Here is a 23,524-nt window from a genome sequence, read left to right as displayed (position 1 = left end):
TAAGATTATCCAGGCTAATTAATTTTTTATTAATCCTATTAACCTTTCCTTAATCTTTTTGATTTTTCATTACCCCCAACCTGCAATAATAACAACTACTTTGGCTGAAGGAACACTATGAATTATCAATTTTCAGCCTCTATGAAATTAAGATACACTCTTTTCTTCGGAATTTTATCCGTTTTATTTCTTCCACAAATTATGAATGCGCAAGGTTGTGTGGCGATAAGACATTTTTCCTGTAGTATGGGCAATGAACTGGAAAGCAACCTCCTGAGCAAAGGAGATTTTCAGGTGGGGATGAATTACCGGTACTTTAAGTCTTTTCGACATTTTAAGGGCACCGAAGAAGAACCAGATCGTGTTTCTAACAATACCGAAGTAATAAACTACTCCCATTCCTGGGACTTTAGTCTGAACTATGGGCTTACCGATAGATTGTATGCCGGAATTACCATTCCAACAGTGCTTAACGAACGTTCCTCTTTATATGAGCACGGGCGCAACGAACGAAATAAATCTTTTTCACGGGGAATTGCTGATATAAGATTAGGAGCTGGATACTGGATTTTTGATCCGGTTACCCATGCCAATGGAAATTTAGCATTAGGCCTTGGTATAAAACTACCTACCGGAAATTATAACGCTACCGATATTTTTTATAATGTAGGCCCTGAAGGTTCCCCGCAAGTGAGGCCGGTAGACCAGTCGATCCAGCCGGGTGACGGAGGTTTTGGTTTTACAGCCGATTTTCAATTCTATCAAACTATTACTACAAATCTCTTTGTTTACGGAGGTGGATTTTATCTCTTTAACCCCAAAGAAACGAATGGAATTAGAACATTCAGGGAGACCCTGAGTCCAATTCTTGAAAACGAATCTATAATGTCGGTTCCAGATCAGTTCGCTTTGCGCGCCGGTTTAGGTTATGGGATCTCACAAAATTTTTCAACTTCCCTGGGGGCCAGATTTGAAGGTGTTCCTGTAGAAGATGTGCTGGGCGAAAGCGGAGGCTTCAGGAGGCCCGGGAATGTTCTCTCAATAGACCCGGGAATCTCATATATGAAAAATAATTTTTCCATAAACCTGAATGTTCCTGTGGCAATACGAAGAAACCGCCCACAAAGTGTGACCGACCTAGAAACACAAATCGCCACCGGCGAACCCAGAAATGGTGACGCCGCGTTTGCCGATTATCTTATAAATCTTGGAATTTCCTACCGCATCAAAGGTGGAAAATCAATTTCTGAAATGGAACCAAAGTCAAAGTTGCAGTTGGAGTGACTAGAACCTTATGCAGAATACTTAAATTATATTCAAATTAAGGTAATAAAAGCTCTGGAAAACCCAGAGCTTTTTATTTTTCATATTTACCACACTACACCAATTTATAAATTGCTTTAAAATTTACCTATTTCATACTAATTAGCCTTCCTAAAAATTATCTGTTTTAGCTCTCAATATCTTGAGATTATATTATTCAAAAATTGAAATCAGGTTGAACCAGTTTATTCGCTAAAACCAGTTCCCACCTCATTGCGTAAATAATAGTATGAAGTACAATCTTTTTTCCTTTGTTCTATTTCTTTTGATTCCGAGTATTTTATCGGCTCAGAAAATAGATAACCTGGTATCATTCCGGGATATTGCAAGTGATTCTTATTTCAGATTTAATTACGATAATGATTATTTCTCTGGTACCGATGAAAATTATACTCAGGGTTACAGCCTGGAATTGGTTGCTCCCTTTTTAGAAAAGAATCCTGTTAATTATCTTTTCTTAATTCCTGAAAATTCTAAGGTCAAATATGGATTGACTATAGAACATATTGGTTTTACAGCTCCTAATATTGGAAGTCCTGAAATTCAATTTGGAGATCGCCCGTTTGCCGCCGCGATCATGCTAAAAAGTTTCGCCATTACCACAGATACACTTGCCAGGTCCAGATTAACTTCTTCCTTGAATTTGGGGCTTATAGGCCCTGGCGCCTTTGGAAAGGAAATGCAGGTGGGTATTCATGAAATTACGGGAAACACAATACCTCAAGGTTGGAGAAATCAGATAAGGAACGATGTAGTTATAAATTACGAGTTAGCTTATGAAAAGCAGCTATTTAGGGCGGGAGACTATGTATCGCTGCAATCTAATTCTACGGCACGAGTTGGAACCTTATTTACAAATGCATCTATTGGCCTCAATACTAACATCGGACTTATAAATTCAGCATTTTCGGTAAATAATCGCAAAAGTAAATTCCAGCTGTATGGATATTCCCAGGTTTTAGGAAATCTAATTGGTTATGACGCTACGCTACAAGGTGGGGTTTTTAATAAGGATAGTCCGTACACTATTCCTGCTGAAGAAATAACCAGACTTACCGGCCAGTTCAATTATGGTTTTATATTAAAGACCAGAACCTTATATTTTGAATATTCCCGCACGGTACTTACCAGGGAATTTGATGCCGGCTCCCCTACCAAATGGGGAGGAATAAAAATCGGATTTACGTTTTAGTATTTGGATAGAAATATCCGGAAATCCACAATTGCAATATTTATTATTCCTGATCTTTATCGAGGATGTGCTATTTCTGGATATACCTAATTTATAAAAGAAAAAACCCTGAAAATCAAAAGATCATCAGGGTTTGAGTACTCGAGGCGGGAGTGCTTTCAATTTCTCTGAGCCCGTAATTGCAGGACAATTGAAATTGCCTGTTATGGAGTGTCCCCGAATTAGACACCTTTAACATAATCTTGACATTTTAATTATAATTTTAACCATTTGAAACTATCTGAATCTATTTTAACATCAGACGATTCAAAATTTAATCTAACTAGAGCAGTTTTCCTCGGATGAACAATATCCTTTGAATAATGTGTATGAAATACGTAATATAGGTTACCATTCTCTTTTTGAATCAAGTCACCATGTCCGCTACCATTTTTCTGTGTAGTTTTTCTTGAGATAATTGGACTTGACTCTGCCTTCTTCCACGGACCCATGGGTCTTACACTTGTAGCATATCCCACGGCATAATCGGGATTTCTGAAATCATTGGCTGAATAAATCAGGTAATACAGATTATCTTTTTTAATAACTGTAGGACCTTCAGCAACTGGCCATTCTACATTCTGAGTATCTTCCCATCCAGTTTCGGCATTAATACATTCCTTTAAAGTTTCCGGTTTAATCGATTTTAAATCCGGGGTCATTTCTGCTACAAAAATACGGTTACCATCCTGGAGCCTTACGTGATATAAATAAGCTTTTCCGTTGTCAAAAAAAATGAATGGATCAATTTGTCTTACGGGTGCTTTTAATGCTTCTTCATCATTTGTAAATGGTCCTAACGGGCTATCGCTAGTTGCTATAGCAATATTTTCATTAGCCGTGTAGGCCATATAATATTTATTTTCGTGTTTAAAAATTTGTGGCGCCCAGAAACCTTTCGTTCCAAAGGCAGCTCCTTTCTTTAGTGCAAAACCGTCATTAACTCCCGCTGGTCCTTCCCATTTTTTCAGGTCTTTGGAAGTGTAAACCAAAAATCCTTCCCCTTCAATGCGTGGATCACCCTTGGTTCCGTATAAATAATATGTCCCGTTTTCTTCAAATATTGTGGGATCTGCAAGATATATCTGTTCTTTTTGAAGTTCTTGACCAAAAGTTGTTAGCCCAAAGAAGAACAAAATCAAGTTTATTTTTAAAAATTTCATCTTCAATAAGTTTTAATTTTCTTGCTCTGCTATCGAGAATCTATATTCTGATACGGTATTGTATTCATCTCCAGGTTCAAGCATGATAGAAGGAAAATTTTCCTGGTTTGGCGCGTCGGGGAAATGCTGTGTTTCAATGGCGAATGCCGTCCTAAATTTATCTGTAGCTCCCGATTTGAATTCATTTTTTCCTTGCATAAAATTTCCACTGTAAAACTGAATTCCCGGCTCCTCTGTAAAGACGTCCATCTTAATACCTGATTCATCACCTATCACAACAGCGGCATGCATTAAACCATTTGTGGTGTTTTCATCAAGTACAAAATTATGGTCATAACCTTTTCCATATTCCAGTTGAGTGTTTTCAGTATTAATACGTTCTCCTATCTTATGAAATTCAGTAAAATCAAAAGGTGTTTCTTGCACGTTTCTCAATTCCCCTGTGGGTATTAATCCCTTGTCTACAGGCGTGAATTTTTTAGCAAATAACTTAACCTCATGATTTAGAATTGTACCACTACCTTCTCCATTAAGATTAAAAAATGCATGGTTGGTAAGATTAACAGGAGTTTTTTTATCTGTAGTTGCACGGTATTCCATTTTAAGATTTTGATCTTTATCCACAGAATAAGTTACTGTTACTTCAAGATTTCCCGGGAAACCTTCCTCCATATCTTCGGAAAGATACTTCAAAACTAGCGTCTTCTCATCGGGCTGTTCAGCATCCCAAACCACATACTGAAAACCCTTTTTCCCACCATGCAGACTATTCTCACCATTGTTAAGAGGTACGGAATAATTGGTTCCATCAATACTGAATTTGCCTTTTGCTATTCTATTGCCCACTCTACCAATGGTAGCACCAAAGTAAGGTTCAGTAGAATTTATAAAACCTTCAATACTACTCATACCAACCACAACATCAGTCATTTCACCATTTCTATCTGGAACCCAAAGGCCGGCGATTCTACCTCCGTAGTTGGTAAATGCAACCTTAATTGAATCGCTTTCTATCCAATATAGACTCACTTCTTTATTATCTATGATGGTATCAAAGTCTTGCTTTTTTAGAACCGAGTCCTTTTCAAAAGTAATTTTGTCCTTACTGGTGTCTTCATCTTTATTCTCGTTAGACTCATTCTTGCAGGACGCAAAAATCACGACAAACCCAAAGACAATTAAAAAACTAAAATTTGATTTTTTCATTTTATTAGTTCTCAGATTCTACATTTAGTTTTTTAATAAGATTTGCTTCATCTTGTCTGTATGGAGTCCCATCTTTTCTGAAAACATCATGAAACCATTGAACCGGTTCCTCTCCAGATTCTATTGGAGTATTCCAGGCGTAAATAGTATTTGTTTTTCCGTTTACCAATCCCCAGTTGATCGCACCAATATTATTCTCTTTAAGTAGAGGAAGTGTATTGGCAAACGTATTATTCCGGGTACGCGCCATATATTCTGTACAGATCATTGGACGGCCATGAGTCTTCAATAATTCAATAATTCTTGTATGCGCTTCAGGATCATCATAACAATGATAGGTTATAATATCTGAATTCAAAGCTTGAAAAGTGTTCAAATCCTTTAAATTCCATCTCCATAGTCCAGCTGAAAGAGGTTGCGACGGATTGGCTTCTCTGGCCCACTCGAAGACATTTTTCAACAAAGCCATCGATTTATTCCCTTTATCATTGTTGCCTGGCTCATTATAAAGATCCCACAACAAAATACGCTCATCATCACCGAAAGTATTTAAAATATCTTTCACGTATGATTCCAGTTCATTTGAATCGGCCATATCTACAGATTCCGGAAAACCTGGATCCTGCACCCAACCGGAATTGTGTATTCCTGGCTTAGGATCACGTTGCTTTCCTATTTCTGGGTTAGCATCCCAAACATCATCGAAAAACACGAACATGGTTTTAATGTTGTGAGAATCTGCGATTTTGAGATATTCTTCCATACGGTTTTTAAAACCTTCTTTATCGGCTTTGTATGCTAAACTGTGCAGATAAACTCTCATTGTATTGAAACCGATGCTTTCAGCATAACCAAGTTCCCTGTCAATAGTTTCAGGATCAAATCTTTCTTCCTGCCACATTTCCAACTGATTGATGGCTGTACTCGGGATGAAATTGGCACCGCTTAACCAATCATGTTCCTCATACCAGTTTTGTGCTTTTTCTCTGCTCCATCGCTCCTGGGCTAAAGAATTAAAGGTAATCGTAAGAATTAACGCGGTAAAGAATATCTTTTTCATATTGTTTTTATTTATTTTCTGATGGTATTTTTAATACGGTTTCTTCAGAAACAGGTACCCCGAGATTGGGAGTCCCGTCTTCATTCCATTCAATTTTTTGCATACGCGGAGATCTTTTTCCGCCACACCCATCTCCGGGATTCGAATTGGCGTGATAAAGAATCCAGTCTTCTGTTCCATCTGGTGATTTAAAAAAGGAATTATGGCCTGGTGCATACACTGAATTTTCTTCAGATTTCTTGAATATTGGTTCATCATATTTTTTCCAGGCCGAAGGATCCAGAAGATCATCTCCAGTAAACTCCAGAAGTCCTAAAGAATAATAATCTGTCCAGCAACCATTGGCTGAATAAACAATAAAGATTTCACCATCGTGTTCCAGATATTGTGGTCCCTCATTCACGTTTACATGAGGCGGATTAATTTCATCATCAAGGTCTCCTTGTTTTTCCCAGACATAAGTAGGCTCTGAAATTAAAACCCGGTTAGTATTGATGGTCCACGGGTTTTCCATTTTGGCGATATAAATATTCTGCTGGCCATTGGTATCTCCTTCCCAGCCAGACCAGATCATAAATAATTCACCTTCATGTTTAAAAACATTCCCATCAATCGCCCAGCGATCTGGATTTGCGGCAACTTTTCCTTTGAACTCCCAATTTCCCTGGAATGGATCTTCAGATTTGTTTTCCAGCACGTACATACGATGATTATTATTGTCTCCATCATCTGCAGCGAAGTAGACGTACCATTTACCATCAAAGATATGAAACTCCGGAGCCCATATTTCTTTTGAATACATGGTGCCTTCAGGTGGTGTCCAGATCGTTTTGCTTTCCGCATCAGCAATATTTGCAAGGTTTTTTGTTTTCCAAAGCACTAATTTATTCTGAAGTGTGTTGGTATAGTAATAATATCCATTATGATAAGTGCTGAAAGGATCTGCACCCGAAGGCAGCAACGGATTCTGAAATGTTTTAGTTTGAGCCAGTGCTCCTGAACATATCAGAAGAACCAGCATTGTGAAAGTATATATTCCTTTCATTATTTGTTTTGATTTAGTTTATCTAATAAATTTTATTCTATCGTTCTCTCCAATAAACGGAAACTATCAGGTTTTGCCACAATATTTCCATCTTCAAGATTCATTTCGATTACTCCGGTCATTCTTGGATGAACAGAGTTTTCAGAATAATGCGTGTGCAACACATACTGCATTCTGTTATTCTCATCCCAGAAAAGATCACCATGACCAGCACCAGATTCCCCAATATCGTCTCCATGTATTATAGGGTTGCTTTCAGATTTCGCCCATGGCCCCATGGGATTATCACTAGTAGCATAACCTACCGCATAGTCTGGATTTCTGAAGTCGTTAGCAGAATAGATCAGATAATAAGTATCATTATTTTTAAAAACTGTAGGACCTTCTGCTACCGGCCAGGTAGCGTTTTCGGTATTTTCCCAATCTTCTTCAGCAGAAATTACTTCTGTTAAGGTTTCGGTTTTTACACCGCCTAAATCATCGTTCATTTCAGCAACATAAATTCGGTTACCATTATCGAACCTCACATGATACAGGTATTTTTTACCATCGTCATCTAAAAAAATAAATGGATCTATTTGATCTAAATCGTCATTTATGGAATTTCCAGAATTGGTAAAAGGACCAAGTGGACTCTCGCTCTCAGCGATACCGATTTTTTCATTTGCCGTATAGGCTATGAGGTAATTTTCTTTCCGTTTCAGAACCTGTGGCGCCCAGAATCCTTCACTTCCAAAAGCGCTTTGATCTCGTAAGGCAAAACCGGAAAGGTTTCCGGATGGGCCTTCCCAGTTCGTTAAATCATCTGATGTAAAAGCCAGATAGCCATTACCTCTGTTCTCCAGATCTCCCTGGGACGTTCCGTATAAATAGTAAGTCCCATTCTCAAAATATATGGTTGGATCTGCGAGATAAATTTTTTCAGAGACAGGTTCTATCGGGTCTACAGGATCAGGTTGACTTTTATCATCACCAGAGCAGGCTATAAAAAAGCCTATAATGCAAACAATGATAAGTTTCCCTGAAAAATTCATATCTATTCCTCCTTTTCCTGATTTGAAATCCCGTATTCAGCAACAAGATTATCGTATTCTTCCTTTGAAATTGTGATCATGCAGCCATGACGCACTTCTGCAGGTAAGCTGTATTTATCCCAGTCACTAAAGAAAGTATATCCTGAAGCCTGAAACCATGGACCGTTTAAATTATCTGCAATAGACAAACCGTAGGAAACACCGGGATACTGCTCGTAATACATATACCAAATATTACCGTCTGGAGAAGGTATAAGCGACGGCGCCTCTCTAAAATTGGGACTTATTGGGTCCTGCGGAAGAGAATACGGTCCAAGCAACGAACCAGATCTGGCGATACGAATCGTTTTTCCAGTAGGCCAGTATAAAGTTGGATAAGTTTCATCTTTGAGGATGGCATAGTAAGTATCCTTAACTTTCCTGATTATCACATCTATAGTCCCAAAATCCCAATCAAAAAGTCGATTTGGAGGACCTTCAAAATTCTTAAGATCATCAGATAAAACATATAGAGTTCGCTGACTCGCCCAATATCTTTCAGGGTCTTCCTTGTTGCCTTCTTTATGAGGAGTATGCCAGGTCATTACAAATTTAGCAGAGGCTTCATCGTAGAATAATTTGGGTGCTCCGATTCTTTGTAAAGCTTCAGAATAATCCGGGGTCGATTTCAAATCTGGTGTATAAACAGCATGATTCTTCCAGTCAATTAGATCTTCAGAAACCCAGATATTGATATCTGGTGAAGAATCACTGGTATTTCCTGCAATATAATACCGGTTATCAGGCCCTTTTACAATATCAGGGTGTCCCTGATAGGATTCAAAAACACGTTTCCCGGCATTCAGCTTTTGCCAGTGCAAACCATCCTTACTCAACGAGTAATAAAGTCGGCCGTAATCTTCGTGCGTCATATGCGCAAATAAGTAGGCTTCATTTTCAGCTTTTTCACCGGTGTTGATTTGACCAGGAGGATCTGGTTGCTGGCCACACATTAAAGTCGGAAACAGTATTAAAATCAATAAAAATCTTGTCATAATAAAATTTTAGGTTTCGCATTGCCATTTAACATCTTCAGCACCGTTATTTTCAAAAACATTATCCTGTAAGCCCAAATTGGTTACAGGGTAGTTACAATTTCGCAGAAAAATTCCGTGCAGTGAGTTATTCCGAAAAGTGGAATTCCATATTCTGCAACCATCATCTGGGCCTATATTATTCTGAAAAGTTATTCCAGACTTTTCGAACAAAGTTCCTTCAATAAGGCAGTTATCAATAAAAGCTCCGTTGGAGTCATCGATACCAATACCGCCAACTCCTCCTGCTTTTGCATTGTTTCCAGAAAAATTTGAATTTTTAACTATACAATTGTGACTACCAATATCTATAGTCAATCCTTCTGCTCCATTGCCAGATGCACTAACCTCGTGAAATTCATTGTCTGCGGAATCATTTTGAGAAAAACCAACCATCCTGTTATTGTCTGCTCTGGAGTTTCGAATAATATTGAGAAATGCATTATCAAAAATAAAACCTCCCGACTTCACATCATAGTTACCGCAGTTATGTAAGTAGATATTCTCGAACAGATTGCTATTGGTTTTAATAATAATTCCAGGACCTCCCACGCCCCTGCCATCCAGTTCAAAATTTTTCATAACCACGCTATCTGAATCAATCCAGAAGGCTACAATATCCTCTGAATATCCGTTGTGTTTTTCAACAACAGTGTTTTCAGCATCTTCGCCTATTATTACTATTGGTTTATTAAAGAAAACTGTAGTAGAAACTCTATGGGTACCGGAGCCTAAAGTAATCGTATCTCCTTTTCTGGCACTATCCACAACTGCCTGAACACTATTATCACTCGGTGCACTAACAAAGTGATTACGTGTAGATTCGATTTGCTCTTCCTCTTCCTTCCCCTGTTCTCCTCCTATCACTCCACCCTCATCAGAATCTTTACTACATGAAAAGAACAAGGATAAAAGCAAAAGAAATAGAAAGTTTCTATACAATATAATTTTCATTCTTATTTGCTATTTTCAGCATTAGCCTCTTCGGTTAATTTTTTGATGAGTTCTACTTCAGATTCTTTGTACGGTCTACCATCTGTGTGAAAAACTTCATGAAACCAAACATCAGGTTCTGCGGTATAAGTTTTTGTCCAGCTATCCCACGGATATTTCGTTTGAGTTTTACCATCTACGAATCCCCAGTTATACATACCAACTCTGTATTCCTTTGCTATTGGCAAGAAACCTTCAAACGTACTTCCGTTTGGTCTGGCCATATATTCTGTACACAGAATTGGTTTTCCATAGCGCTGTAGTTCCTTAATATTCTTTTCAAAATCTTCGGGTTCATTATAATTATGGAAGGTTATAATATCAGACTGTTCCAACTGCATCATATGGATGGGTTCCATATCATCTTGATTGCTCCAGTCTCCTATCCAAACTCCTGAAGTTAAAGGCTGGCTGGGATTTACAGATCTTGCCCAGGAAAATGCCTTTTCCAACAGTGGCATTACTAAATCTACTTTATTAGGAATTTCAACATCTTCGTACGACGGCCCGGTCATGTTATCCGGCTCATTCCATATGTCCCATCCAAGTACACGATCGTCATTTTTAAATTCACCTACGGTTTCTTTCACATATTTCTCCAGGCGACCATATTGTGAACTGTCCTGAAGAACTTCCTGACCCGGGCTTTGCACCCATCCTGAATTATGTACATGAGGTCTTGGATCTCTTTGTTCTCCTGCCTTTGGAAACGGATCCCAGCAAGAATCAAATAGCACAAAGAGAATTTTCATATTATGATTATCTGCGATTTCCAGGAATTTATCCATTCTTGTATACAAACCTTCAGCGTCATTTTTATGAAGAAGGTCGTGTAAATAGACACGCATGGTATTCATCCCTATATCTTCTGCCCAGCCAAGTTCCTTGTCAATTGTTTCAGGATCAAAAGTTTCAGCCTGCCACATTTCTAACTGGTTAATCGCGGTACTGGGATTGAAATTAGCACCTACCAGCCAGGGTTGTTCATCATACCATGAATTGGCTTTTTCTTTGGTCCAAATCTCACGGATTTCATCTGTCTCAGCAGGTTCATTTTTACTTAACTCCTTTTCATCATTATTCCCTGATTCTTTACAGGCGAATAATGCACAAAGCATAAGAATGGATAAGAAGAAATTTATCTTTTTCATCTTCTGTTTTTTTAAATATTCCCTGGAGCAGCTAATTCAAAACTCCAGGGAATTTCTATTAATATTGAGGGTTCTGTTCAAGATTAGGATTGTTCTCTACTTCAACCTGAGGTATGGGTAGTCTTATATTTTTCCCTACTTCGAAATTGTTAAAATCGGGGTCTCTTTGTGCGATTTCATCAACAGTTTCCTGAGATTCAAGATCTCCCCATCTTTTCAAATCTTCCCATCTCACGCTTTCTCCTGAAAGTTCAAGAACTCTTTCAATTTTTAAGCGATCCAGAAAAGCATCTGCATTATTGCCAATTTCAGGGTAAGCTTCTGCTAGTGGAGCCATATTAGCTCTTGCTCTTACCATATCTACATATTGATATGCATCTGCCGTCATGCCCAACTCATTTAATACTTCCGCGTAGCGTAATAAAATATCAGCATAACGAATCATTCTCCAGTTTACTTCTGAATAGTAATCTTCATTATCTCTTTTATAATCCCTTGCTCCTTTCCTGAACCAGGCTTCATCTTCTCCCCATTCCCAATCTCTTCCATAAGTCTTATCTCCGAAATCTTCGAAAAGACTAGGGTAAAATAATGAGTGTTGTAATCTTGGATCAATTTCACCATCTACGGTTGATTCTTGTTTAAAAGCATCTACCAGCCAGAATCTGGCCTGCCCATCAGACCATCCAATACCTCGGGGAGCAAAAAATTGTGCTCTGGTGCTGGAAACAGCCGCATTAGGCCCTTCATCTGTACCTCCTCTTCGCTGATCTCCAAACTGGATCTCAAAGACAGATTCTGCATTATTTTCATTGAGATCAGTAAAATTATCTTTGTAATTATCTACAAGGCTATAATTTGCTCCTTCACCAACAACCAGAAAATCCAGTGCTGTTTTTGCTTCTTCCCATCTACGTTGTTGCATATAAACTTTAGCCAGCATAGCTTTCGCAGCTCCTTTTGTTGGTCTTCCGGTATTTTGTGCGTCCCATTGTAATGGTAGGTCTGCGAAGGCTTCATTTAAATCCTGTTCAACCTGTGCAAATACTTCCTCCTGAGATACCTGTTGTGGAAGATCTGACGGTGTTGAGGGTTCTAAAACCATTGGGATATTTTCCCATAACAATCCGGCGTAATAATAATGCAGTGCTCTTAAGAATTTTGCTTCTGCTAAAATCTGCTGTTTTCTATTGCTGTCTGAAAATTCAATATCGGGAACATAAGCCAATACCTGGTTTGCTCTGAAAATTGCTTTATAAGAATCTCTCCAGGTTACGGCATTTCCTTCCCAGAAATTATAATTGATATAATTAAATCTTGTCCAGTCGGCCAGCTCCACCCATGGACTCTGACTAAAGCCTTCATCTGAAGTTAGATCCAGACGGAAATAAAGCCATCGTGACCATAATCCATCCTTGTAAAACATTGCGTAAATAGAGTTTAAGCCAAGTTCTGCATCATTCGGCGTTACCCAGAATTGATCTGTGGTAAGCGCATTTGGGTTATCAAGATTTAGTTCTTCCTCGTTACAACTTGAGAAACTTAGAAAGATACCAATCATTGCTGTTATTAGTACTATTTTTTTCATCATGAATACGTTTAATTTAGAAACCAATTTCTACTCCTAAAGAATAATTTTGAACATTTGGATAGGAACCAAAATCAACACCTCTCTGAAAAATATTAGGATTACTAAACTCCGGGTCCAGCCCTTGGTAATCTGTGATCGTAATAATATTTTGAGCTGAAAGACTAATTCTCGCCTTATCAAAGCCAATACTTTTTATTGCAGATTCTGGAATATTATATCCTATCCCTACATACTTTAATCGTATAAAACTGCCATCTTCCAGCCACCTGTCTGAATCGCCTCTTGAATTAAGAGTTGTTCCTCTAACAATTCTAGGGAAATCGGTGTTAGGATTTTCAGGAGTCCATGGCTGGATTCCTGCACGATAGTTACTATCATCATCAAATCTATCTACAACACTTCTGAAACCGTTATAAATTTCAGCTCCAAAGGAACCAATCCAGTTCATAGAAAAATCGAAATTCTTGTACTCTGCACTGGCGTTAAAACCCATCTCAAAGTCTGGCCAGGGACTACTCACTACTGTTTTATCCGCATTCGTAATCTGCCCGTCATCATTTACATCCTTGAACCTGATATCTCCGGGTAATGCATTTGGTTGAATAACATCTCCTTCAGAATTGGTATAATTATTTATTTCTTCCTGGCTCTGAAACAAGCCATCAGTTTGCAGAACGTACCACATACCCACAGGCTCTCCCGATTTAGTAATCGTATTTCCCTGAATACTTTCATTTAGCCCATTTCCTAGTGATACAAGTTCATTTCTTAATCTTGTGAAGTTAACCGAGGCATTAAAATTAAAATCATCATTAACTTGTTCTGTATAAGAGGCACTTAACTCAAAACCTCTGTTTTCAACTGTAGCGGCATTCGAGATGGGATTACCTCCATCATTTCCTGTTGAAAGCAGGATTGGAAATCCAAAAAGAACATCTTCAGTTTTGGCGATGAAATAATCTCCTGTTAATTGAAGTTTATTATCTAGAAGACCCATATCAAACCCGATATTCGTTTGCTTGAGAGTTTCCCATCTTAATTCTGAATTGGCAAGTCTCACCTGGGTTGCAGAAGGGTACAGAGTTTGACCGTCTCCAAGTACGATCGCTCCAAATGTGTTGATGAAGCCCTGATATTCGTAGTTTCCAATATTACCACTACCAAGTTCACCATAACTGGCCCTTAGTTTAAGATCACTAATGGTTTCAGAATTAAAAAAACTTTCATTACTCAAACGCCATCCAAGGGAAACAGATGGAAAGTTTGACCATTTATTTGCATCACTAAATCTGGAAGATCCGTCTCTACGAAGCACAGCATTTAATAGATATCTATCATCAAAATTATATTCCAGTCTACCTAAATAAGAAAGTAAAAGCGATTCATTTCTAAATCCTCCAACCTGCGCCTGATCCCCAAGGTCAAGTACATCAAAATATTCTCCGGTATTAGGATTTATAAGAAGGTTTCTTTTTAAACCGTTTATCTGTTCATACTTATTTTTTTGATATGTAGTTCCTACAAGAAGTGATAGATTATGTTTTCCAAACTCCTTTTTAAAAGTTAACGTATTTTCAAAAAGTATGGTTTCAGATTGAGCTCTGTTTTGATTTGTAAAAGAAGGTTCGTAAGGTTGATTAAGTGTCCAGTTTCCTTCTCTTCTTAGGTAAAGGTATTCATCAAAACTTGTCTCATACCCAAAATTAAAACGATAATTTAGCCATGGAAAAGGGTCTATCTCTGCCCAGACATTTCCTCTAATTCTGAAATTCTCTGATTCCTGATCAATAAGATTTGCCAGCGCTACTGGGTTTGCCGCAAAAACATTTGCTACTCCAGATTTACCATAACCATAACCCCCAGGATTATCTTCATCGTAAACCGGTATCGTTGGAAACAATCTCACTACATCAAAAAATGGATTTCCTCTAAAACCATCAGATCCTCCAATTTCATCTGTTTTTGCATTAGATAAAGCAAGGTTTTCTCCAATACTGAAAATACCTTTTTCTCCACTGGAATTAACTCTGAAGGAAATTCTATCAAAATCTGTAGAAATTACAGTTCCTTTATTTCCAAAGTAATTCCCTGAGATAAAGTAAGAAGAGTTTTCACCTCCTCCGGAGAAACTCACATTCTGATCCTGGATTAAACCTGTTCTGAATACTTCCTCCTGCCAGTCTGTATTTACACTTAAATCCAGTTCTTGTCTGGGAACTCCTCCATTATCATAAGCCATGTTGTTCAAACGAACGAATTCCTCCTGGCTTGCAAGATCATATCTTGGAATATCGGTAATACTCATTTTTGAGCTCACTGTAACCTTTAGAGGTCCTTGTTTACCCTTTTTGGTAGTAATAATAATCACCCCGTTTGCTGCTCTGGAACCATATATAGCAGCAGCAGCGGCATCCTTTAAAATTTGAATGGATTCAATATCATTCGGGTTAAAATCCCTGTTAGCAGTGGTAACCAAACCATCAATAACATATAAGGGATTGGAACCCTGAAGGTTTTTCAAACCTCGTATCTCAATTCTGGCTTCCTGACCTGGCTGTCCTCCTCCACGCACATTAACTCCGGATGCCAGACCTTGTAAACTTTCTGCTACTGTGGTAGTCTGCCTTTTAGAGATTTGCTCAGAATCAACAACTGAAACAGCACTGGTAAGATCCTTTTTTTGCTGGGTACCATACCCTACTACGACCACCTCATCTAAAGCAGCAAGATCTTCAGCCAGGTTAACATTAATTTCTGTCTGGCCGTTTATAGCAATTTCTCTGGTGGCATAACCAATATAACTAAAAACGAGCGTTCCATCGGCAGGCGCCGAAATTGCATAATTACCGTCCATGTCTGCCGATGTTCCTGTTGAGGTACCTTTTAAAATGACATTGACAAAGGGAATTGGTTTTCCTTCGGTCGTAGTTACTGTTCCCGTGATCTCAGAATTCTGTGCTTGCATAGATTGCAGGCTCAGCGTAAAAAAAATCAGGAAGACACTTAACTTAAATTCAAAACGTAATTTAGTTCTCATAGAATTCCATTTAGAAAATTTCAATTATTAGTTAGTCAATTGAAACATATTGATGAATTAAGAATAGCTTTTCATTTCATTTAAATGCCCACACATTCATACATCATTATATATTTCGTAATTTCAAGTTCCATATTTTATGATATTGAAAATTTATATCGCAAATAATTATGAACTCATCGTTTATCAAAGTAGATTATTTTAATTCTATAAAGTGGAAAGAATCCGTTTCAATATTTAAACAAATTGATTCAACTTTAAGAAAAAGTTAATTTTAAATGCATATTGAATCAAATTGTTGAATGATGACACACTTTGATTCTAAAGAGATGTGAAGAAATTTCGTGTTTTGTATTATGAACAGAATTGTACTCATTTTGATCCTTTTGATTATTCCCCTGGCTCACGGCCAGAACCTTCCCTTTAAACATTATATGGTGGAAGATGGATTATCTCATAATTCTGTTATAAGTATGCTACAGGATCATAGAGGTTTTATGTGGTTCGGGACAAAAGATGGACTCAATAGGTTTGATGGTTATAATTATAAAATCTTTCAGCATAAACCTGGAGATACAAATAGCATTGGGAGCAATTTCATTAGATGCTTGCACGAATATGATAATATCATCTGGGTAGGAACAGACACGGGGTTGTTTCAGTATAATGAGAAAACAGAATCCTTCAGTTTAATAGAAAGTACAAAAGACCAACCAATCCTGGATATTACCAATGATGCAAAAGGAAATTTGTGGTTTAGCGCAGCTGGAAATCTTCATAAGCGCTCATTGAAAAAGACCCCCCCCTCTGAAGAGATCTATAAACAGAATTATATTTCCTTTATTTCTGCAAGCGAGGCTGGTGATATTTTTGTTTCCTCCTCTGAGGAATTATTTAAGTTTATTGAAGACAATAATTCATTTAAGAATATAAGCTTAAATTATGGTAAGCCCGTAATAATTACTGAAATAAACGCATCTATATCTGCAGATACTCTTTATATAGGAACTAAAAATAATGGAGCACTTATCTACGACTTTAAAAAAAGTCGTGCATCTCTTCTTTTAAGGGACCAGGAAAATCCACTATTTGTTCGAAGTTTTTTAAAAAAAAATAATTCAGAAATATGGATTGCGAGTGAATCTGGGATATTCGCTTATGACTTTGAAAGAAAGGAATATCAAAATTTCAAGAAAAACTATAATAATCCGTATTCACTTTCAGACAATGCTATTTACTCACTGGTAAAAGATAATGAGGGCGGTGTATGGATTGGTACCTATTTTGGGGGTGTGAATTATTTTCAGAAACAATTCACCCCATTTCAAAGATACTTTCCCAGGGTGGGTGAAAACTCTATTAGCGGAAATGCTGTAAGAGAAATCGAAATGGATAAAAATGGGGATTTATGGATAGGAACAGAGGATGCCGGCCTTAACAAACTAAATCTGGAAACCGGGAATTTCGAAAATTTTGCATCAGTTGAAAATAACGGAACAATTGCACATTATAATATTCACGGTCTCCTCGCTTATGAAAATGAGTTGTGGATAGGCACATTTGAGCACGGCCTGGATATCATGGATATCAACACCGAGCAAAAAATCAGGCATTATGGCACCGACAAGGATGAAGGTGGACTGAGAAGCAATTTTATCCTGTACATTTATAAAGCTGAAAATGGTGAGATCTATGTTCTCACATCTTCAGGAATTCATAAATATCTACCAGAATCAGATTCATTTGAAGTGGTTGAAGGGTTTCCTGAAAGCTATCATTATACCTACATTCACGAAGATAACAACGGCACATTCTGGGCAGGCACTTATTGGGACGGTTTATACTATTTCAACCCCAGAACAGGGGAGAAAGGATTTTTTAAATATGATCGTAACGACCCGAATAGTTTAAGTTCCAATGTTATAAACGGAATTTTCCAGGATTCTCATGATCGGCTTTGGATCACTACCGAAAATGGTTTGAATCTCTATAATCCTGAAAAGAAGAATTTCACCAGGATCACCCGGGAAGATGGTTTCCCAAGTAATGTAACATATTCAATCCTGGAAGATAAAGAACGGGATCTATGGATAAGTACATCTAGCGGGTTGGTGGAATACAACCCCGAAAAAGAAAAACTAAATATTTACACCAAGTCGAATGGATTACTAAGCGATCAATTCAATTACAGTTCCGGATACAGAGATACAACGGGTAGAATGTATTTTGGAAGCGTAAATGGCATGATAAGTTTTGATCCTTCTGAATTTATTCAAAATACTTATCACCCTCCCATCTATATCAATGATATTCAGATCAACAACAAGGAAGTGAAAATTCAGGGGCAGGATTCTCCGTTAAATCAATCCTTATCTTATGAGAGTAAGATAACTCTGGATCATACTCAGTCCACCTTTAGCTTGGAATTTTCATCTCTTACCTTTACCGCGCCGGAAATGACCGAATATTTTTATAAATTGGAAGGACTTAGCGACAATTGGGTTTCTATAGGTAAAAATCATAAGGTAAATTTTACGGAATTACCTGCCGGCGAATATACTTTTAATGTAAAAGCGCTAAACAATCACGGTGTTTGGAGCAACGAAAGTGATGAGTTGAAAATTGAAATTTTACCGCCTTTCTTGGCCAGCAATACGGCTTACTTTATTTATGCCTTCCTGCTATTGATATTGATTTACGGCCTGATGCGTTATTATCATAACTACAATAAAAATAAACATAACAGGAAAATAAGACAGTTGGAAAACGATAAGGAGAAGGAAATCTACCAGGCAAAGATTGAATTCTTTACTAACATCGCTCATGAAATTCGCACACCTTTAACCCTGATTAAAAGTCCGCTGGAAAAGCTTCTTAAGAATACATATAAATCCCAGGAAATACCTAAAAATCTGGGAATCATGGATAAGAATACCACAAGACTTTTAAATCTTGTAAATGAATTGCTTGATTTCAGAAAAACTGAAATGAAGAATGTAAAATTGAGTTTCTTCAAGGTAAATATTTCAGAATTATTACAGGAAACCTATGTGAGGTTCAGCCAATTAATTCAGGAGAAAAATCTGGAATTCAATATTCGAGTTCCAGAAGATTACGTTTATGCATATGTAGACGAGGAAGCGATTAAGAAGATCCTAAGCAATCTATTTAGCAATGCCATTAAATATTCACATTCCCTGGTGGAAGTAAGACTCCTTGAGAAGGATCAGGAATTTGAAATTATTATTAGTAACGACGGTAAAATCATCTCGCCAAACCTAAAAAACAGAATTTTCGAACCATTTTATAGAATTCCGGATGAAAACCAAAGCTCTGTAGGTAGTGGAATTGGTTTGTCTCTTTCTTACTCTTTAGCAGAATTACATAACGGTAATCTATCTCTGGATTTTGATGATAAAACAATGAATACGTTCATATTAAAAATGCCAATTCATCAACAGGAAGAGTTTAAAAATATAAATGCAGAATCTGTGAATAAGCGGGATTTTCATAGCATTGAAAAAGTAGGATTTGATAAAAACGCCCCTATCATCCTCATTGTTGAAGACAATGAAGAATTAATAGATTTTATCGCTTCTGAAATGTCTGTTTTCTACAAGGTATTAAAGGCCAGGAATGGTTTTGAAGCGCTTAAGTGCATCGATCAATTTGAAGTACAACTAGTAATTAGCGACGTGATGATGCCAGCCAAAAATGGTATTGAATTGTGCAGTCATATTAAGAGTGACATGAGAACGAATCATATTCCGGTGATCTTGCTTACAGCAAAAGATTCGCTGAATGCGAAAATTGAAGGATTGGAATCTGGAGCCGATGCCTACATCTCAAAACCATTTTCAATGGAACATTTACAGGTTCAGGTTTCTAATCTTTTGGAGAACCGAAGATCTATTTTAGGACACTACAGTAATTCTCCCCTGGCTCATCTACAATCTATATCATTTTCGGAAGCCGATAAAACTTTTCTTTCTAAACTGGATCAGGTAATGGATACTAATTTGAAAGATCCAGATTTAAATGTGGAATCATTATCAGTTCACATGAACATGAGCAGGTCTACGCTTTATCGAAAAATAAAGGAAATTTCAGATATGTCTCCAAATGAATTGATCAACACCAGCCGATTAAAAAAAGCAGCTTTTCTGCTTAAATCTACTAATATGAAAATTTATGAAGTTTCAGAAACGGTTGGTTACAGGTCACAAACAAGTTTTGGCAGGAATTTTCAGAAGCAATATAATATGACCCCTTCAGAATTCATGAATGTTAATATGGAAAGTATCCCGTAATTATAAATAAGGTTAGTGATATTGCGACTTGAAAAATAACTTTTAAGGTCTCGAATAAGTTGGAAAACAAATTTAATTTAGAATTCCTTTTCGGGTAGAGTTTCTATGTATAATGGAAGTCTCTATTTTATACTCTTTTGGATCTTTTGATAATTTCCCTTCTATCCTTTCAATTAAAATACCCAACGCAAGTTTCCCCTGCTTTTCTGCATGTTGATCTACCGTGCTAAGAGAAGGTCTGAAATGTTCGCTCATGATTCCATTGGTAAAACCAATCACGCTCAAATCTTCGGGAATTTTAAAACCAGCATTCAGGGCACTTTTCATTACCAGAATAGCACCAAGTTCATCTGAAGCAAGCACTGCATCAATTTTTTCGTAGCGCATAAAGTGAAGTAATTTTTCATCTGGAAAATTTTTTCTATCAAAACAAACGATAAATTCTTCCAGGCGTAGGTTTTTAATCGCCTCGAAATAACCTTTTTTACGTTCATTATCTACACTTGTATCCTGAATTCCTGAAAAATAAGCGATCTTTTTACATCCCGAGGCATACAGTTCAAGGATTGCATTTTTTGTCTGTAAGGAGTCATTAATTGATATTTTATCACAATTTACCTGAGATAGGATTCTATCAAAAAGTACCAGGGGGATATTGTTATTTTTTAAAATTTCTAGATGATCCATTCTCATGGAAGCCTGTGTTTCTTTAGAAAGAGACATTATAAGCCCATCAACCTGACCATTTACTAAAGTTTTAATGCTTTCCGCTTCTTTATTCATAGATTCATTCGAAATACAAATAATAATACGATACCCCATTTCACTTGCCTTAGTTTCAATTCCATGTAAAGCTTCAGCAAAAAAGTGCGAAAGAATTTCCGGAACTATCACCCCAATAGTTTGAGTTCGCTGTGTCTTAAGATTAACCGCTGAAGCATTTGGTACATAATGATTAAGTTTTGCAAGCTCCTTAACTCTTTGTACAGTTTGTACACTTATTTCTGGGCTATCATTTAAAGCTTTGGAAACCGTGCTAATAGATACATTGAGCAATTTGGCTAATTCTTTCAATGTGATTCGCTTGTCCATATTGCATTTATTGCTTAAGATAATGAACCTCTGAAAGCTCATTTAGCCTCTGGGCCGCCTCTTCGGCTGTAATATCTCTTTGGGGCCCAGCGAACATCTCATAACCTACCATAAATTTTTTTACCGTAGCTGATCGCAGTAATGGTGGATAAAAGCTCATGTGAAAATGCCATTCAGGATATAGATTACCGTCTGTAGGGATCTGGTGAATTCCGGCGGAGTAAGGGAAACTTGTATCAAATAAATTATCGTATTTAATGGTAAGTTTTTTTAAAATCTCTGCATATGATTTTTCTTCAGCTGCGGTCAACTGACCAATATGTTGAAGATGCCTTTTCGGAATAATCATGGCTTCGAAAGGCCAAATTGCCCAATAAGGAACGAGTGCGGCAAAATGTTCATTTTCTTCCAGGATTCTTTGACCATTCTTTAATTCCTGCTCCAGGTAATCAGCTAATAAACTACGCTGGTTCTTGTTCCAGTATTCTTTGAACTTAATAGATTTTTTAAGGATTTCGGTAGGGATAGATGATTGGGACCAGATCTGGCCATGAGGGTGAGGATTACTACATCCCATGATTGCACCTTTATTCTCAAAGATTTGAACGTAATTGATTCCTTTATTAGCGCCCAATTCTACATATTCTTTTTTCCACATTTGAATCACCCTGGTAATATCATTCTCATCCATTAAAGGCAGTGTGAGTGAATGATCTGGTGAAAAACAAACCACTTTGCAAATTCCCTTTTCACTTTCTGCTTTTAGCAGGCCTTCCTCAAAATCGATTTCAGGAGAGTGAGGCAGAAGCGAGGAAAAATCGTTTATAAAAGTAAAAGGTTCTTTATAATCTGGATTGGTATCTCCACTTGCGCGAGTATTACCGGGACAAAGGTAGCACGACGGATCATATTGTTCCTTCTTTTGGTTTTTACCGTCTTCGGTTTTACCCTGCCATGGTCTTTTGGTTCGATGTGGAGAAACAAGTATCCATTCCCCGGTGAGGATATTATACCTTCTATGTGGTGTATTATTCAATTCGGTTTTCATATTCCATTTTTCTTTTTTGTAATTTGGGTACCTGCGTCAGGGGATACGATAATTGGGTCTAATTTTATTCTGAATCTTTGAAAGTAGGCTTTAGATACCTCTTTAATGTAATCTTTTGTTTTGTCCTCTTCGATCAGATTCAAAGTACAACCTCCAAAGCCACCACCCATCATTCTGGAGCCGTAAATAAAATCTTTATCTCGGGAATAATCCACCAGAAAATCCAGCTCAGGGCAACTCACTTCATACTTATGTTGAAGACCTTCGTGGGAAGCATACATTAGTTTTCCAAATTCTACATATCTGCCGTCCTTCAGTTTTTTTGCTGCCTGTAGCACCCTTTCATTTTCTTCTAGTATATAGTTACAACGTTGATTAATTGTGGAGCTTAACTTACGCTTGTATTTTTCCAGAATTTTAAAATCAATTTCTCTCAAACTAGTAACACCGGGGTGGTCCTGCCGGATCAGTTCTACCGCTATTTCACATTCTTCTCGCCGGGTGTTGTACTCGCTATCGGCCAGATTATGGGAAACATTTGTATTTAATAGTAATAATTTACAATTACCAAAGGCGGCGGGAATAAATTCCACCTCAAGTGATTTGCAGTCTAATAAGATGAGATGGTCTTTTTTACTCAAAACAGAAGAGTACTGGTCCATTATCCCACAATTGGAGCCTACAAATTCATTTTCGGCTTTCTGAGCAAGTTTTACTATTTCAATAGGACTTAAATTGAGATGAAAAAGTTCATTTAATCCACTAGCAATCCCACATTCTAATGCTGCAGAGGAACTTATTCCAGCTCCCACAGGAAGTTTACTGTTGATTATGCAATCAAAGCCTTCCACATTCTTATCTGCTTTCTGAATCTGATCTACTACTCCGATTATATAATTTTCCCAATTCTTTCCCTTTGATAGATCATCTTCAAGCTGAAATTCAAAACCTGTTTTAAAAGTTTCACTATATACCCTGCAGCTTTGACTGTTATTTGCTCTAAATTCCAATAATATTTTTCTGTCGATTGCTGTGGGCATCACAAAACCATTATTATAATCGGTATGTTCTCCAATAAGATTAATCCTTCCCGGAGAAGCAACCTTCACTTCAGGATTGAATTTTTCTAATTTTCTCGAATATTTCATGTTGTTATTAAACTATTTC

Annotated in this window: 16 protein-coding genes; 3 read left to right on the top strand and 13 right to left on the bottom strand. The window is 37.3% G+C overall.

What is annotated here, in order from left to right; all coding sequences use genetic code 11:
- The first annotated feature begins 141 nt into the window (after positions 1-141).
- Together LGQ90_RS12555 and LGQ90_RS12550 are read left to right on the top strand one after the other, a co-directional pair.
- Positions 142-1,284, top strand: a complete 1,143-nt coding sequence (locus LGQ90_RS12555) for a transporter (protein ID WP_229341522.1) — start codon at positions 142-144, stop codon at positions 1,282-1,284.
- Positions 1,285-1,552: 268 nt separating this feature from the next.
- Positions 1,553-2,515, top strand: a complete 963-nt coding sequence (locus tag LGQ90_RS12550; protein ID WP_229341521.1) for a lipid A deacylase LpxR family protein — start codon at positions 1,553-1,555, stop codon at positions 2,513-2,515.
- A 254-nt stretch (positions 2,516-2,769) separates the two neighbouring features.
- Here LGQ90_RS12550 and LGQ90_RS12545 read toward each other — a convergent pair whose 3' ends face one another.
- Genes LGQ90_RS12545 through LGQ90_RS12500 form a run of 10 tightly spaced genes read right to left on the bottom strand, consistent with a single transcriptional unit; the run spans position 2,770 to position 15,907 of the window.
- On the bottom strand, positions 2,770-3,717 hold the full coding sequence (locus LGQ90_RS12545) for a glycoside hydrolase family 43 protein (RefSeq protein WP_229341520.1): 948 nt from the start codon (positions 3,715-3,717) through the stop codon (positions 2,770-2,772).
- Positions 3,718-3,729: 12 nt separating this feature from the next.
- Entirely contained in the window at positions 3,730-4,923 is a 1,194-nt protein-coding gene (locus LGQ90_RS12540; protein WP_229341519.1) for an aldose epimerase family protein, read from the bottom strand.
- Between the two features lie 4 nt (positions 4,924-4,927).
- Positions 4,928-5,983, bottom strand: a complete 1,056-nt coding sequence (locus LGQ90_RS12535) for a cellulase family glycosylhydrolase (protein WP_229341518.1) — start codon at positions 5,981-5,983, stop codon at positions 4,928-4,930.
- A gap of 7 nt (positions 5,984-5,990) precedes the next feature.
- Positions 5,991-7,028 carry a glycoside hydrolase family 43 protein gene (locus tag LGQ90_RS12530; protein WP_229341517.1) on the bottom strand — a complete coding sequence of 346 codons (1,038 nt, stop codon included), beginning with the start codon at positions 7,026-7,028 and terminating at the stop codon, positions 5,991-5,993.
- A gap of 32 nt (positions 7,029-7,060) precedes the next feature.
- Positions 7,061-8,062 (bottom strand): glycoside hydrolase family 43 protein, encoded by a 1,002-nt coding sequence (locus LGQ90_RS12525; protein ID WP_229341516.1) that lies wholly within the window; start codon positions 8,060-8,062, stop codon positions 7,061-7,063.
- Positions 8,063-8,064: 2 nt separating this feature from the next.
- On the bottom strand, positions 8,065-9,096 hold the full coding sequence (locus tag LGQ90_RS12520) for a glycoside hydrolase family 43 protein (protein ID WP_229341515.1): 1,032 nt from the start codon (positions 9,094-9,096) through the stop codon (positions 8,065-8,067).
- Between the two features lie 9 nt (positions 9,097-9,105).
- Positions 9,106-10,089 carry a right-handed parallel beta-helix repeat-containing protein gene (locus LGQ90_RS12515; RefSeq protein WP_229341513.1) on the bottom strand — a complete coding sequence of 328 codons (984 nt, stop codon included), beginning with the start codon at positions 10,087-10,089 and terminating at the stop codon, positions 9,106-9,108.
- A 2-nt stretch (positions 10,090-10,091) separates the two neighbouring features.
- Positions 10,092-11,279, bottom strand: coding sequence for a glycoside hydrolase 5 family protein (locus tag LGQ90_RS12510; protein ID WP_229341511.1), 1,188 nt, complete (start codon positions 11,277-11,279; stop codon positions 10,092-10,094).
- Positions 11,280-11,337: 58 nt separating this feature from the next.
- Positions 11,338-12,870, bottom strand: a complete 1,533-nt coding sequence (locus LGQ90_RS12505; RefSeq protein WP_229341509.1) for a RagB/SusD family nutrient uptake outer membrane protein — start codon at positions 12,868-12,870, stop codon at positions 11,338-11,340.
- Between the two features lie 13 nt (positions 12,871-12,883).
- Positions 12,884-15,907, bottom strand: a complete 3,024-nt coding sequence (locus LGQ90_RS12500) for a SusC/RagA family TonB-linked outer membrane protein (protein ID WP_229341507.1) — start codon at positions 15,905-15,907, stop codon at positions 12,884-12,886.
- A 356-nt stretch (positions 15,908-16,263) separates the two neighbouring features.
- On the opposite strand from LGQ90_RS12500, the gene LGQ90_RS12495 reads away from it, so the two are divergent.
- Positions 16,264-20,217, top strand: coding sequence for a hybrid sensor histidine kinase/response regulator transcription factor (locus LGQ90_RS12495; protein ID WP_229341505.1), 3,954 nt, complete (start codon positions 16,264-16,266; stop codon positions 20,215-20,217).
- Between the two features lie 72 nt (positions 20,218-20,289).
- Here LGQ90_RS12495 and LGQ90_RS12490 read toward each other — a convergent pair whose 3' ends face one another.
- From LGQ90_RS12490 to galK, 3 genes are read right to left on the bottom strand one after another with little or no spacing between them, the layout of a single operon-like run.
- Positions 20,290-21,309: a LacI family DNA-binding transcriptional regulator gene (locus LGQ90_RS12490; RefSeq protein WP_229341503.1), complete on the bottom strand. Its 1,020-nt coding sequence runs from the start codon at positions 21,307-21,309 to the stop codon at positions 20,290-20,292.
- A 7-nt stretch (positions 21,310-21,316) separates the two neighbouring features.
- Complete coding sequence (locus LGQ90_RS12485) at positions 21,317-22,357, bottom strand: UDP-glucose--hexose-1-phosphate uridylyltransferase (RefSeq protein WP_229341502.1); 1,041 nt, start codon at positions 22,355-22,357, stop codon at positions 21,317-21,319.
- Positions 22,354-23,505 (bottom strand): galactokinase, encoded by a 1,152-nt coding sequence (galK, locus tag LGQ90_RS12480; RefSeq protein ID WP_229341501.1) that lies wholly within the window; start codon positions 23,503-23,505, stop codon positions 22,354-22,356. The genes LGQ90_RS12485 and galK overlap by 4 nt, the downstream gene beginning before the upstream one ends.
- Positions 23,506-23,524: the final 19 nt, after the last annotated feature.

Origin of the sequence: Christiangramia sediminis (genome assembly GCF_020552705.1) — a bacterium.
GTDB lineage: Bacteria > Bacteroidota > Bacteroidia > Flavobacteriales > Flavobacteriaceae > Christiangramia > Christiangramia sediminis.
The sequence above is the reverse complement of the archived record's forward strand: the minus strand, read 5'-3'. Positions and strand labels throughout refer to the sequence as shown.